Origin of the sequence: Vibrio sp. Vb1980 (assembly GCF_033338615.1) — a bacterium.
Lineage (GTDB): Bacteria > Pseudomonadota > Gammaproteobacteria > Enterobacterales > Vibrionaceae > Vibrio > Vibrio alginolyticus.
The window spans coordinates 552,809-564,442 of the sequence record NZ_JAWOSZ010000001.1 but is presented as its reverse complement, the minus strand read 5'-3'; the positions used below and the strand labels follow the sequence as shown (position 1 = coordinate 564,442).

Here is an 11,634-nt window from a genome sequence, read left to right as displayed (position 1 = left end):
AAAGCCAAGTTAATTGCATATAAATGAGTTTCTAGTTTGGAAAGATTAGCGTTTGGTTGAGCATGGCAGATCAGAATGTATCTGCCATGTCATAACGGTAGTGATTGGTGAAAAGAGACCGTACAGATGATATTTAATGCTTGTGGGTTTCATCTGACAATGTTTAGGTCGATACCAAGCCTTATGTTCTGTAAAGCACCTTCACAACATGCCAACCGAACTTGGTTTTAACTAAATGCGGCGTTAACACTTCGCCAGAAAAGCACACTTTGTCGAACTGAGGTACCATTTGACCACGGCGGAATTCACCAAGGTCACCACCGCGTTTGCCTGACGGGCAAGTTGAATACTTCTTCGCTAATGTCTGAAACTTTGCGCCTTTTTTCAGTTGCTTGATTATGTCTTCCGCTTGCTCTTTGTGCTTCACAAGAATATGTAATGCGGCTGCTGTATTTGCCATTGATCTATCTCTCACTATTCTGGTCGCGCAAGTGTACCCAATCCTTTTTAACAGACCAAACATTTCTTAATAATAGCTCAGCGGTAAAGGCCCTAATACACGAGGAATATAAAATCGTCTACATAATGAGTTTAAAATACAAACAAGTTTTGCTCAGTTAATCACTATGTCTCTAAAAGATTGTCTAAAAAGCTCACATTTGTCTCTCCGATGGTTGAAGCCTTCGTCTGATAAGATTAGATTAGACACAATTCGGTGGTGTTTATAAGGTTATTTTCATGGCAAAAGTCATTAGCAAAGCGAATCAATCTCAGGGCATGTTGATGTTTAAGCTCACCCTGCAACAGAGTTTCGCTATCGGTACGCTAAAAGTCCGTGAAATCGTCCCGTACATGCCAACGACAAAGATCCCTTACTCGCATCATCACGTCATTGGAACCGTTACGATACGTAACTTAACAGTACCAGTGATCGATATGTCAGCGGCTGTTGGCTTTCGTCCTATAAGTGAAGAAGAATATAAAAGCTGCTACTTGATCGTGACAGATTGCTTGCGAACCGTGGTAGCTTTTATGGTTCGTAGTATAGAGAAGATCATTGAGTGCGATTGGAAAGCTATTGAAACGCCACCTCCGAGCGCTGGAAAAAATATTTTCGTGACTGGAATTACTCGCTACGAGGATAAAACTGTTCAAATGCTGGATGTGGAACTGCTACTTTCCAAAATTTATCCGCAGTACGAGAATTCAAAGATCCCAATGCTGACAGATATTGAGCGAGAACGCCTAAAAGCACTCAGTATTCTATTGGTGGATGACTCTTCCATCGCTCGTAAACAGCTGTGTGACGCACTCGATAGCATCAATATTGGGTATCAAATCTGTAAAAATGGTTTAGATGCATTGGAACTGATGAAAAGTGACGCTGCGGCTCATCGCCCAATTGATATTCTGGTCAGCGATATTGAAATGCCCGGATTAGACGGTTATGAATTAGCATTTGAAGTTCAGAATAATTCCTCTCTGAACCATTCATACCGCATTTTACATACATCGTTATCGAGCGAAATCTGTGTAGACAGAGCTCACCAAGTTGGCGCGCATGAGGCACTTGAGAAATTCAATGCAGGAGAACTAATCGAAGCGATGCTTCGCGGAGCAAAAGAGCTAGAAGCCAAAGCTATGACTTCTTAACTCTTATTGGACGAGTTGATTTGAGAATATAATGCAGTACTTGTCCTATCCCTGATGCTCACATCCGCTAATTTCTCAGCTCACTTCTTTGGCATCGCGTAACTACGAGAAACGAATTCCGTCTCTTTGACTTGGTGAGCATGATTAATATAAGAAGCTAGGCTGTAAAGTGCATTCGCTAATAAGTTCGCGTAACGAAACAAAATAGGTGCGGGCTGCTTCTTACCTGTATGTTCAACGGCAACTAATGCTCGTACCGTTTTTTTAGCTTGGCAACGGCACAAATGCAATTGACTGGCTGCCGGGTGCCCTCCGGGTAGAACAAAGCCTTTGAAGCCGCCATCAATACGTTGCTTGAGCAAAGCATAATCGGCCTTTAACTCTTCAACTTCCGTCTCTGTAATCGCTAATTTTCCGCGAACCGAACCATTTAGATGATAAACATTAGGCTGCATTCTTGTCAGTATATCGCGGCTAAACTCGTCCAACTCCATAGCGAGAACAAGGCCAATACGACTACAAAGTTCATCTGCTGTAATTTCAAAGTCACAAACCGGACTGTCCTCGTAAATAAACGGATAGCAAATCTCGCTCAATTCCTTGCTTACAGGTTTCATGCTTTTGTTCCAATATAAAAAAGGGAGTCAGTATAACCTAACTCCCTTTAAACGTTCATTATGCCAAATGATCGACATTCATATGATCGGTTTACAATCAGGCACTTTCGACTTTCTTGTGACCTTCTTGAAGGTGAACAAAATCTACTAAATCATCACCAGACACTTGATACGCCTGACCAAAACCTTTAACAAATAGCCCCGATTCTGGCTTTAAGTTGAACAAAACGAAATCCTCTAGCTGGCTTAGACCATCAATAATCTCACCAAAACGCTCTTTCATTTGTCCAACAACTTGTTGCCACATCTCTGTGTCTCGCTCAACTACATTTGCTACCGCATCAAAAGTTAAGCGCTTACGAGCAAACAGCTGCTTTGAAGACTCTTCATCTTCGATCATCATCAATGAAACATTTGGATTTTCTAAAAGGTTACGGGCATGACGAGCGATTTTAGAAATGAGAACGAAATAACCTTCCTGGTTTTGGACATAAGGCGCGTAGCTTACATTCGGGCGACCTTCTGCATCGACAGTTGCAAGCTGAAGTGTACGACGCTCCTGACGGAACTCTTTGATCTCTGGCCCTAAACGACCTTGCAAACGCTCTTGTTTAACTTGTTGATCCATATTGATACCTGACTTTACTAATTAGTATTCGAGTTAAGCCTCGATTATGTTTGTGATTACTTTTTTAATTCGGCTTGTAGGGCGCGAAATGCGGTGACTTGCTCTTCAATCAACTCGCGCTTTTCGTTACGGCCTAAATAAATCTTGAAAATATTGCTTCCGCACTCTGAGAAAAAACCAAAATAGTGACTCTCTCTACCCATAAACGGTTTACTGACTAATGCGACATTTTTAACGTTATCTAATTTAAGGTGGCCGTGCAGTTCACCTTCTCTACCCATTAAATTGTAATAGCCACGCGCCACTTTTCCTTTTGGAAACGGCGCTTTAACTTCAAAGATAGAACCAAAAGAGTGGACGATGGTCGTCACCGGGCCAAAACCAACCAAACTTTCTAAGATGCTTTGCGCTTGCTCTCCTGGTGCAATAGCCACCATTTCCTGAGGTAGAGCCGCAACAACCTCAAACTCGGAAATGCCAAGACGCTCTGCCATCGCAGCTGGCAATAATTGTGGTTCTTGCTCTAGTAATACTTCAACTTGTTGCTTGATTGATTCCATTGTGTCTTCCGTTTTTGTTCAATTTGTTTTCATTAATTATTGGATGCTTTCGGTACGGTTTCGTTCATCTCTGACGTGAGTACCTGAATACAACTTTGAGCCAATGACACAGCCCAGAAGCTGCCTGCAAGAGTAAGGACTGCGCTACGTTCATGTAGTTGTACTAAGCCTTTCGCTTGCCACACTTTAAATAGAGGCAATAAAAACCCGAACGCGTCCTCTCCCATAAATGATGGAAGTTGATTTGCTTGAACAATGCCACGGTCAAACGCAGATTTGAGTGCAGAAAAAAGTGGTTCTAGAGGGCTTTGCTTCATCATCATCGCGATGGTGCTTTGACCTTCTTTGACCGCTTTAATATAGGTCTCTAGTGTGCGGTGTTGCATCATCCCGTAGCCACCGATATTACCTCCAGCACCACAGCCAATTGGCAATACCTCTGCATAAGTCTTGGCTAAACTATTGTATAAACTACGCTCGCGGTTATCGATTGCCCAATGGTTCACACTCAGTTGCTTCATATGGTGTTTGGCCATAAAGTTCACACCGAGCTCATACATTCCCGCTTTTTCTGGTGTGGTCGCAGGTGGCGGGATTTTTCCCTTTTCTACGAGGTTGAGCATGGGAGCTGACCCACCAACCACTAACTGATACAAGTCCAGTCCGTGTGCGCCAGTCGAGAGGAAATCATTTAAATCTTGCTCTAACACTTCTTTGGTTTGATAAGGTAAGCCATAGAGTAAATCAATAATGACCGGAATTTTGTCTTCTTTGGCGATCTCGCTCACCCGTTTGAGGACATCTTCTCTATCATCTAAACGTTTTGCGCTGCGGCGCACTTGTGTATTAAAACTTTGCACACCAAAAGAGAAACGATTAAACCCACCGTCTAAAGCGCCTTGATACAACTCATCAGAAAAACGATTGATGCGACCTTCTAAGGTGATTTCGCAGTCTGCGGCCAAAGGAAAGTGGTCTCGGATAGCCTGGCCTAACACACGAACCTGTATTGGAGATAAATCCGTTGGCGTTCCGCCCCCGATATATACGGCGTGAAAAATACCATTTTGTGTCCAAGGTAATGCCGCTTTCTCTCTAAGCTCCTGCATTAATGCTTCAAAGTACTCATCAACCAGTGTGCGACTTGCAGCATTTTGAAAGAAGTTACAAAAAGTGCAACGAACGCGACAAAACGGAACATGAATATAAAGACAGCGCTTATTGGTCGCTTTAATTGAGTTAGCCGTAATACTCGAAAAAATCGCCTGTTGTTGAGACGAGGGCACAGGTACGCTCGCTCCCCCGGCATGTGCAGAATGCTTCTTAACAAAAGCAAATCGCAATGGATCAGGACTATCACTGCCCAACACTGATTCATCAAGCTTATCGATATCGACGCTCATATATACTCGCTTAACTCCCATCATGTAAGGGATGGAAGCTGATCTTAAAAATTCTGCAAGAATCATAATTTGAGCGTAATGATAATGCAATTGATAATTGATCTTATTTCCATTGTAAGTAATAATCTGCCCAAGTTTTCATAGTTTCCCGAGATATTCCGTGAACGTACAAAGATATGTCATTGCAGGAGGTGCTTCCCTTGCCATCCATGCCGCACTTCTTTTTGTTTCTCAAGAGACAAAGGTGTTCGCGATGCCGGCTGGAAACCCAGCAAGTTCGGTAAGTCTAAATCTTGTGTCTGCTCCTCCCGCTGTCGAAAAATCTACACCAGAAAATGTAGCGCCACCAAAAGAGCAGCCTCAAGACCAACCTGAACCAGAAAAGAAGATTGTAAAAAAACAGGTCGTCAAGAAAGACGCTGTTAAGAAGAAGGTAGTAGAGAAAAAACCAGAACCGGTTAAACAATCTAAACCTAAAACGGTCGAGCCCACCAAAACCGTAACAAAGCAAAAGGTTCAGCCCGAAGCGAAACCAAAGAAAAAAACGGAACCGGTGAAGAAAGAGACGGTAGCTCAACAATCCGCACCTGCGAGCCAATCCAAAGGGGCAACATCTCAGCCTGTCTTGGTCGACAAACCAACGTTTGTGAGTCAACCAACACAACCCCGTTACCCAAGGTCTGCACAAAGACGCGGTATTGAAGGTGTAGCCTTGTATGAGATATGGCTAGATGAGAATGGTAACCAGATTAAACAGGTTTTGATTGAGTCTTCCGGCACAGAGTCGCTAGATGCCTCAGCACTTCGTGCGATCAAACAGTGGCAATTTACACCACATATTTCAGGTGGGCTAAAAGTCGCTCACCGAGTACAAGTACCTGTTCGTTTTAAGTTGGATGGATAATGGAACAACTACAAGAATTACAAACTCAATTTGGGCTGATGACATGGCCTTTGATCATTTGCTCAGCTCTAACCGTGATGATCATCGCCGAGCGATTATTCCATGTGTTAATTAGCCTTGGTGTAGGAAAGCGAGCCATTCGCCAAAAGCTCACAGGATTAGACCCAACAAATGGGAGCGAGCTTGAAGCACTTGCTGAAGAGTTGTCGAATAAGCGGCCGCTTCTGTACCGTGGTGTTGCGATGTTGCTTGCTCATCATTCTTTCTCTAAATCTTTAAGAGAGGATGCCGCAGGTATTTGGCTGCAAGAAAAACGCCATCAGCTGCATTCCGGCCTTCGTTTGCTGACGCTGATTGGCGTCATCAGCCCTTTAATTGGCTTGCTTGGTACGGTACTTGGCTTAATTGACATGTTTAAAGGCATCGCGGTTTCAACGGGGAATATCACTCCGAATGATTTGGCTGACGGCCTAGGTCTTGCTATGCGCACCACTGCCGCGGGTCTCATTATCGCACTTCCTGCCATTTCAGGAGCGCAGATCATTGGTTTGTGGGCGGATCGTGTAATCGCCAAGCTTGAGCACACTTTAAACTACGTCAACTTATGGCTTGAAGGTATCTCGTTACAGCATGTCTCGCCAGACCACTCAAAAGTAACACTGCGCTCTTCTGAGAAGATTGAGGCTGCAACTAAATGATTAAAACACCACAAGAAAATAGTCGTAACGGTTTAACCCCCGATTTAACACCGCTGTTAGACATTATTTTTATCGTCATGGTTTTCCTGATGTTAACCGCAGCGGTCAAACTTGATTCATTAGACGTCAATTTACCGAGCACAGAATCTCAGGCTGTTGCAGATGTCGATAAGCAATCCATCACGGTAAATATTCTTAAAGACGAGCCTTACTGGGCTATTAACGGCAAGACATATATCGATTGGGACAACTTTACCCTCGCGCTGTTAGAAGAGAGTAAGTCAAGCGATAAACCGATTGTAATTGGAGCAGAAAAAACCGCGAATATTCAGTCGCTAGTACAACTTCTCGGCTTTTTACAAGAAAACGGAATTCAAGCAACTCAGTTACTCACTGAAGAGCCATCATAAAAATAAGTAAGATAGAGATCCTTTCAAAATGAAGAACACACGCATCACTATTCATGCTGTTGTCACGGCAGCTATTTCCCTACTTGCGAGTAGTCAACTTTTTGCCAATGAAACGCCATCCTCAGAGCGCGTTGTTAGCGCAGGCAGCGCCGTCACTGAACTCTTGCTTGAACTCGAAGCTAAAGATAGCTTGGTTGCTATCGACGTCACCAGTCAATTACCAAAAGGGATGGAACTGCCTAAAGTGGGCTACCATCGTCGTCTTTCAGCGGAGGGGTTGCTCGCCTTACGTCCGACAAAAGTCATTGGTTCTGATGAGATGGGGCCGAAAACAACATTGAGCCAATTGAAATCGGCTGGCGTAGATGTAGAAATCGTTAATACTGATGCAAATGTCGAGGGCCTTTATCAACGTATTGATCAAATTGCGAACCTTATGGATCGCAAAGCTCAAGCTGAAAGCTTAAAGCAAGATGTCCAGGCGCAAGTACAAGCACTCAATGCAAACCAACCTGATCAAGCGAAGAAAAAGAAAGTGCTCTTTCTGCTGATCCATGAAGGGCGACCTGCAAATGTTGCGGGCTCACAAACGACACCCGATGCAATTATTCAACTCGCCGGCGGACAAAACCCAGCCGCTACACAACTCTCGTCTTACAAGCCTCTATCCACAGAAGCGATGGTAGAGATGCAGCCTGACGTGATTCTTGTTAGTGGTCGCAGCTATGAAACGTTGGGTGGTGCCGATGCAATTTTAAAAGCAATGCCGCTTCTTGCTGCAACACCCGCTGGAAAGAACAAAGACATCATAACGATTGATGGCCATGCTCTGGTAGGTGGTTTGGGCCTTAAAAGCCTTGCAGAAGCTAAACGTTTGAATACACTGCTTTACCCATAGAGACATGACATGTTGTTAAGACGCATCCCCCTTTCAACGACGTTATCAGTGCTTAGTGGATTTTTAGCATTTATTGCTATCGCCTCTATTACCGTTGGCCCAATGAACATTAGCTTTACTGACAGTTTGCGTAGCCTAACGGGAGGCAGTTCTGATCTCGCTCCTCACATTCAGTTGGTCATTAACGAAATCCGATTGCCTCGAACCATTTTGTGTATGTTCATCGGCGCCATTTTAGCAATTTGTGGTGTGGTTATGCAGGGCTTGTTCCGTAACCCATTAGCCGAGCCTGGTATCATTGGTGTGTCTGCTGGCGCTGCTCTTGGTGGTGCATTCGCTATTGTTGTATTTGCTGAATTTAGCCAAAACTATCCGCAACTAATGAACTTAGCGGCTCTGCCTCTTTTTGCTTTCCTTGGCGGTGCACTAACGACTATTCTCGTTTATAAACTCGGCACAAGTAAGTTTGGTACCTCAGTTACAATTATGTTGTTAGCCGGCGTTGCCATCAGCGCGCTCTCGGGGGCTGCGATTGGCTACATGAACTTTATCGCAGATGATCAGATGCTGCGAGATTTGACGCTTTGGTCGATGGGCTCATTAGCTGGTGCAAATTGGTCAGGGATTGCTCTATCTGCTATAACACTCGTCATCCTATTGCTCTGGTTTCAGAAGAAGTCGATGGCGCTGAATGCTCTGTTGTTAGGGGAATCAGAAGCAAGACACTTAGGAGTTCCGGTTCAAAAACTCAAACGTCAGCTTATTTTACTTTCTGCACTGGGTGTTGGTATTACGGTGAGCATCAGTGGTGCAATTGGCTTTATTGGGCTCGTGATTCCTCACTTAGGGCGCATGCTCGCTGGGCCTGACCATCGAACGCTATTACCAATATCTGCCTTAATGGGAGCACTGCTTCTTACTGCCGCAGATATGTTTGCTCGTGTTGCCGTGGCACCAGCTGAATTACCAGTTGGAATCGTGACCGCATTGATTGGCGCGCCCTTTTTCATCTACTTATTGTTCCAGCAAAAAGGGAAGATTTTGTAATGAACCAGATCGTTTTATCGGGGAAAAACATTTCGATGACGTATGGCAACCGTGTGGTGCTCGATGACATCAACATTGATATCCGAGCTGGTGAAGTGACCGCCCTACTCGGCCCCAATGGCGCAGGTAAAAGTACTTTACTCAAGCTTCTATGCGGTGAGATCTCTTCGAATCATCACATCACCTACTTCGGTAAACAAAAGCATGATTGGGAGCCTGAAAAAAGCGCCAAACATATTGCAATGCTCCCGCAGCACAGCACCTTAACCTTCCCATTTCTAGCCAGAGAAGTAGTAGAGCTGGGGGCAATACCGCTATCACTGTCCAATAAAGAAACCACTAAACTGGCTTTACATTACATGGAACAAACCGACGTATTGCATTTAGCAGAAAGCCTGTACCCGTCTTTATCTGGTGGAGAAAAGCAACGACTGCATCTAGCACGAGTGATGACACAACTACATCAATCTGGCGAAAAACGAATCTTAATGCTTGATGAACCTACCTCAGCGTTGGATCTCGCCCATCAACACAACACGTTAAAAATTGCTCGTGAAACGGCAAAAGCACAGAACGCTGCGGTGGTTGTGGTGTTACATGACTTGAATCTAGCCTCTCAGTACGCAGACCGCCTTGTACTCTTGCATAACGGGAAACTAGTTTGTGATGACACGCCATGGAATGCACTAACGTCAGAGCGCATTGAGCAAGTTTATGGCTATCGATCTATTGTGACAAAACATCCGACGCTAGACTTCCCTCAAGTGCATGCCGCAGCATAAAGCGTATCTCCTCTAAGCCGTCTCTAAAACACTTTGATACGACAAAGGCCCGCAATATGAGAATTGCGGGCCTTTGCTTTGATAGTGGCAGAATTTGGGGCTTTAAAGGCTATTACTTGCTCATTTGGATCAATGATCGACCAATCAACCACTCAAGCTCTTTGTCACCACCCGCACCAAACTGGCTTTCAACCATTTTGTATAAGCGGTCAATACCATTAGCAGCAAATTCTTGCGCATTTTCAGCGGTGACAATGTGATGGAATAGCAGTCGTAAAATCGCGAGAAACTCAGCATCTTCCAGCGCTTTAATCCAACTTTGTGAAAATGCATTTAATCCTTTATCAAACTCTAAGTGTTCAATAAACATTTTAAAGATACGGCCATCCAGTGCGGCGGTGAAGTCCGTTTTCTTAGGGAAGTGATGGCTAATACCGGTACGCGATATACCTGTCTGCTGGCTTAGCGTCGTGTACGACATTTTGTCGTAACCTAATCTGAGTAGCTGATCAATAACGGCATCCATGATCTTTTGGATAGTGATTTCGGTATCTTCTTTACTACGCTTTGGCATATTTTAAGCTCTTCTCTTTGTAAATCCATCTAACTCACTATTAAATGAGGCCAGAATGAAATCATTCTTAGCATTATACCCGGCTCGCCGATGCGGTTCGATTAGCGAAAACCTAGAAATCAGGTTGCTAAGCGCTGCACTTGAAAGCGCTTTGGGTATATGTATTGCGACTATTTAATATCATGTCGAGTTCCAAACCATAACGTCTTTACACTGCGTAATGTGTAATTTTCAGTTATGTTTTTGTCAATACATGCTACTCAAAATAAGGCGAAAAGTTAGTCTCATCAAAACCTTGCGCCAATTATTCATCGAAACTATTCAAAGACCAAGAATGATAATTATTAAAAATAATCAATCAAGAAATAGTCTTATAAATTAACCATTAGTTCAACTGGACTGAGCAAAATCTCGTCACTATGTTCGTTAATTGATTTTAAATGTTGATATATATCACATTAACGTTCTTGATGATTTAGTAATCCAATCTTTAACCCTTACTTAACAAGTGCCTATTCTGTTCCTTTTTTACGCAAAAGTCGTCATTTTTGTAGATACAGATCAAATACCTGATAGAATACCCTTAGTATTTACAAGAGGATTCGTTATGAGTGTCGAATTAGAAAAAAACCAAGTATGTGAGGCCTGCGGCTGTGCTGGCGAGATTGGCTTTATCATCAAAGAAGGTGACGAAGTTGCCGACGTAACGGTTTTCGCACAGACAAAAACAGAGCTAGAGTCTGAACTACAAAAATACATCGAGCTCGCTAAATCAGTATGTGCTGATGTTGAATACAATGTTTCAGAAATAACCGAAGAATCGAACCAAGCGACGGCTCGATTCAAATTTGAAGTAAGTGCTGAAAAACTTATCTTTGAATTAAAAACTCGCTCACTCGCGCGTTAATGAAAAAAGCGAGCATGATGCTCGCTTTTTATTTTTCCAATCTCTTAATCTTAAACCGCTCTAAATGAAACAGACAACTTCGGCGCGTTTATTTATCTTTTTTGAACACGACCCACTTTAACGAGCCATTGGTTTCAAAATCGTTCTCAGCGGTACACATCAGTAATACGCCTTCAACATTAATCACGGCCCCTGTGGTGTAGGCTTTATCATCGTAGTAACAGATACGCTGACCTACCTTACCGTCAGCAACTATTAGCGCTTTGTTTTCTGGTGTACTGTATGATTTAGCAAAAACGGAACCCGACAGCAGTACTGCAAAAACACCAGCGGTAAAAATAGATACACTTTTTAACTTCATGAAAATCTCCCTCAAACCTCAATAATACTAACAAGGCCCCTTGTGAAGTTCTTGGAAGAATCTCATATTATTCAAATATCTACTGATATTTTTCTCACCTCTACACTTGGGTCTGCTTCACATTCAATCATTTAATTTATCTCATTTTAGTAAGCTTGAAGTTACTTAGCGCAGTAAAGAAGCGCACACTTT

General features: G+C 43.4%; 15 protein-coding genes. 8 read left to right on the top strand and 7 right to left on the bottom strand.

What is annotated here, in order from left to right; translation table 11 throughout:
* Window positions 1-181: 181 nt before the first annotated feature.
* Window positions 182-523 (bottom strand): peptidylprolyl isomerase PpiC, encoded by a 342-nt coding sequence (gene ppiC, locus R7F64_RS02510; protein WP_080276970.1) that lies wholly within the window; start codon window positions 521-523, stop codon window positions 182-184.
* Window positions 524-738: 215 nt separating this feature from the next.
* On the opposite strand from ppiC, the gene R7F64_RS02505 reads away from it, so the two are divergent.
* Window positions 739-1,653: a chemotaxis protein gene (locus R7F64_RS02505; protein ID WP_033906782.1), complete on the top strand. Its 915-nt coding sequence runs from the start codon at window positions 739-741 to the stop codon at window positions 1,651-1,653.
* An 80-nt stretch (window positions 1,654-1,733) separates the two neighbouring features.
* Here R7F64_RS02505 and R7F64_RS02500 read toward each other — a convergent pair whose 3' ends face one another.
* The 4 genes from R7F64_RS02500 to hutW all read right to left on the bottom strand — a co-directional run bounded on the left by R7F64_RS02500 (window position 1,734) and on the right by hutW (window position 4,861).
* On the bottom strand, window positions 1,734-2,270 hold the full coding sequence (locus R7F64_RS02500) for an ATP:cob(I)alamin adenosyltransferase (RefSeq protein ID WP_017635269.1): 537 nt from the start codon (window positions 2,268-2,270) through the stop codon (window positions 1,734-1,736).
* 97 nt (window positions 2,271-2,367) lie between these two features.
* On the bottom strand, window positions 2,368-2,898 hold the full coding sequence (hutZ, locus tag R7F64_RS02495; protein WP_005375331.1) for a heme utilization protein HutZ: 531 nt from the start codon (window positions 2,896-2,898) through the stop codon (window positions 2,368-2,370).
* Window positions 2,899-2,954: 56 nt separating this feature from the next.
* The gene (gene hutX, locus R7F64_RS02490; protein WP_005375329.1) at window positions 2,955-3,458 is read right to left on the bottom strand and encodes a heme utilization cystosolic carrier protein HutX; all 504 of its coding nucleotides are present in this window, start codon (window positions 3,456-3,458) and stop codon (window positions 2,955-2,957) included.
* 32 nt (window positions 3,459-3,490) lie between these two features.
* On the bottom strand, window positions 3,491-4,861 hold the full coding sequence (gene hutW, locus R7F64_RS02485) for a heme anaerobic degradation radical SAM methyltransferase ChuW/HutW (RefSeq protein ID WP_025768508.1): 1,371 nt from the start codon (window positions 4,859-4,861) through the stop codon (window positions 3,491-3,493).
* Window positions 4,862-5,021: 160 nt separating this feature from the next.
* Between hutW and R7F64_RS02480 the strand changes: the two genes are divergently transcribed.
* The 6 genes from R7F64_RS02480 to R7F64_RS02455 are packed head-to-tail and all read left to right on the top strand — an operon-like array spanning window position 5,022 to window position 9,600.
* Complete coding sequence (locus R7F64_RS02480) at window positions 5,022-5,765, top strand: energy transducer TonB (RefSeq protein WP_021707650.1); 744 nt, start codon at window positions 5,022-5,024, stop codon at window positions 5,763-5,765.
* Window positions 5,765-6,463: a MotA/TolQ/ExbB proton channel family protein gene (locus tag R7F64_RS02475; RefSeq protein ID WP_005375324.1), complete on the top strand. Its 699-nt coding sequence runs from the start codon at window positions 5,765-5,767 to the stop codon at window positions 6,461-6,463. The genes R7F64_RS02480 and R7F64_RS02475 overlap by 1 nt, the downstream gene beginning before the upstream one ends.
* Window positions 6,460-6,873: an ExbD/TolR family protein gene (locus R7F64_RS02470; protein WP_005375322.1), complete on the top strand. Its 414-nt coding sequence runs from the start codon at window positions 6,460-6,462 to the stop codon at window positions 6,871-6,873. Before R7F64_RS02475 ends, R7F64_RS02470 begins: the two co-directional genes overlap by 4 nt.
* A gap of 28 nt (window positions 6,874-6,901) precedes the next feature.
* Window positions 6,902-7,771, top strand: a complete 870-nt coding sequence (locus R7F64_RS02465) for a heme/hemin ABC transporter substrate-binding protein (protein ID WP_318071421.1) — start codon at window positions 6,902-6,904, stop codon at window positions 7,769-7,771.
* Window positions 7,772-7,780: 9 nt separating this feature from the next.
* Window positions 7,781-8,818: a FecCD family ABC transporter permease gene (locus tag R7F64_RS02460; RefSeq protein WP_053307873.1), complete on the top strand. Its 1,038-nt coding sequence runs from the start codon at window positions 7,781-7,783 to the stop codon at window positions 8,816-8,818.
* The gene (locus tag R7F64_RS02455; RefSeq protein ID WP_005385036.1) at window positions 8,818-9,600 is read left to right on the top strand and encodes a heme ABC transporter ATP-binding protein; all 783 of its coding nucleotides are present in this window, start codon (window positions 8,818-8,820) and stop codon (window positions 9,598-9,600) included. The genes R7F64_RS02460 and R7F64_RS02455 overlap by 1 nt, the downstream gene beginning before the upstream one ends.
* A gap of 112 nt (window positions 9,601-9,712) precedes the next feature.
* Here R7F64_RS02455 and R7F64_RS02450 read toward each other — a convergent pair whose 3' ends face one another.
* On the bottom strand, window positions 9,713-10,174 hold the full coding sequence (locus tag R7F64_RS02450; RefSeq protein WP_005385033.1) for a TetR/AcrR family transcriptional regulator: 462 nt from the start codon (window positions 10,172-10,174) through the stop codon (window positions 9,713-9,715).
* A gap of 607 nt (window positions 10,175-10,781) precedes the next feature.
* On the opposite strand from R7F64_RS02450, the gene R7F64_RS02445 reads away from it, so the two are divergent.
* Window positions 10,782-11,081 carry a YfcZ/YiiS family protein gene (locus tag R7F64_RS02445; RefSeq protein WP_005375307.1) on the top strand — a complete coding sequence of 100 codons (300 nt, stop codon included), beginning with the start codon at window positions 10,782-10,784 and terminating at the stop codon, window positions 11,079-11,081.
* Between the two features lie 88 nt (window positions 11,082-11,169).
* Here the strand turns inward: R7F64_RS02445 and R7F64_RS02440 are convergent, their stop codons facing one another.
* A complete protein-coding gene (locus tag R7F64_RS02440; RefSeq protein WP_005375306.1) occupies window positions 11,170-11,442 on the bottom strand; it encodes a YnjH family protein in 273 nt (90 codons plus the stop codon).
* Window positions 11,443-11,634: the final 192 nt, after the last annotated feature.

Excerpts from the sequence above, each read along its gene's own strand:
- ppiC (WP_080276970.1), bottom strand. The coding sequence starts at position 523 with ATGTTTGGTCTGTTAAAAAGGATTGGGTACACTTGCGCGACCAGAATA.
- R7F64_RS02505 (WP_033906782.1), top strand. The coding sequence starts at position 739 with ATGGCAAAAGTCATTAGCAAAGCGAATCAATCTCAGGGCATGTTGATG.
- R7F64_RS02500 (WP_017635269.1), bottom strand. The coding sequence starts at position 2,270 with ATGAAACCTGTAAGCAAGGAATTGAGCGAGATTTGCTATCCGTTTATT.
- hutZ (WP_005375331.1), bottom strand. The coding sequence starts at position 2,898 with ATGGATCAACAAGTTAAACAAGAGCGTTTGCAAGGTCGTTTAGGGCCA.
- hutX (WP_005375329.1), bottom strand. The coding sequence starts at position 3,458 with ATGGAATCAATCAAGCAACAAGTTGAAGTATTACTAGAGCAAGAACCA.
- hutW (WP_025768508.1), bottom strand. The coding sequence starts at position 4,861 with ATGAGCGTCGATATCGATAAGCTTGATGAATCAGTGTTGGGCAGTGAT.
- R7F64_RS02475 (WP_005375324.1), top strand. The coding sequence starts at position 5,765 with ATGGAACAACTACAAGAATTACAAACTCAATTTGGGCTGATGACATGG.
- R7F64_RS02470 (WP_005375322.1), top strand. The coding sequence starts at position 6,460 with ATGATTAAAACACCACAAGAAAATAGTCGTAACGGTTTAACCCCCGAT.
- R7F64_RS02465 (WP_318071421.1), top strand. The coding sequence starts at position 6,902 with ATGAAGAACACACGCATCACTATTCATGCTGTTGTCACGGCAGCTATT.
- R7F64_RS02460 (WP_053307873.1), top strand. The coding sequence starts at position 7,781 with ATGTTGTTAAGACGCATCCCCCTTTCAACGACGTTATCAGTGCTTAGT.
- R7F64_RS02455 (WP_005385036.1), top strand. The coding sequence starts at position 8,818 with ATGAACCAGATCGTTTTATCGGGGAAAAACATTTCGATGACGTATGGC.
- R7F64_RS02450 (WP_005385033.1), bottom strand. The coding sequence starts at position 10,174 with ATGCCAAAGCGTAGTAAAGAAGATACCGAAATCACTATCCAAAAGATC.
- R7F64_RS02445 (WP_005375307.1), top strand. The coding sequence starts at position 10,782 with ATGAGTGTCGAATTAGAAAAAAACCAAGTATGTGAGGCCTGCGGCTGT.
- R7F64_RS02440 (WP_005375306.1), bottom strand. The coding sequence starts at position 11,442 with ATGAAGTTAAAAAGTGTATCTATTTTTACCGCTGGTGTTTTTGCAGTA.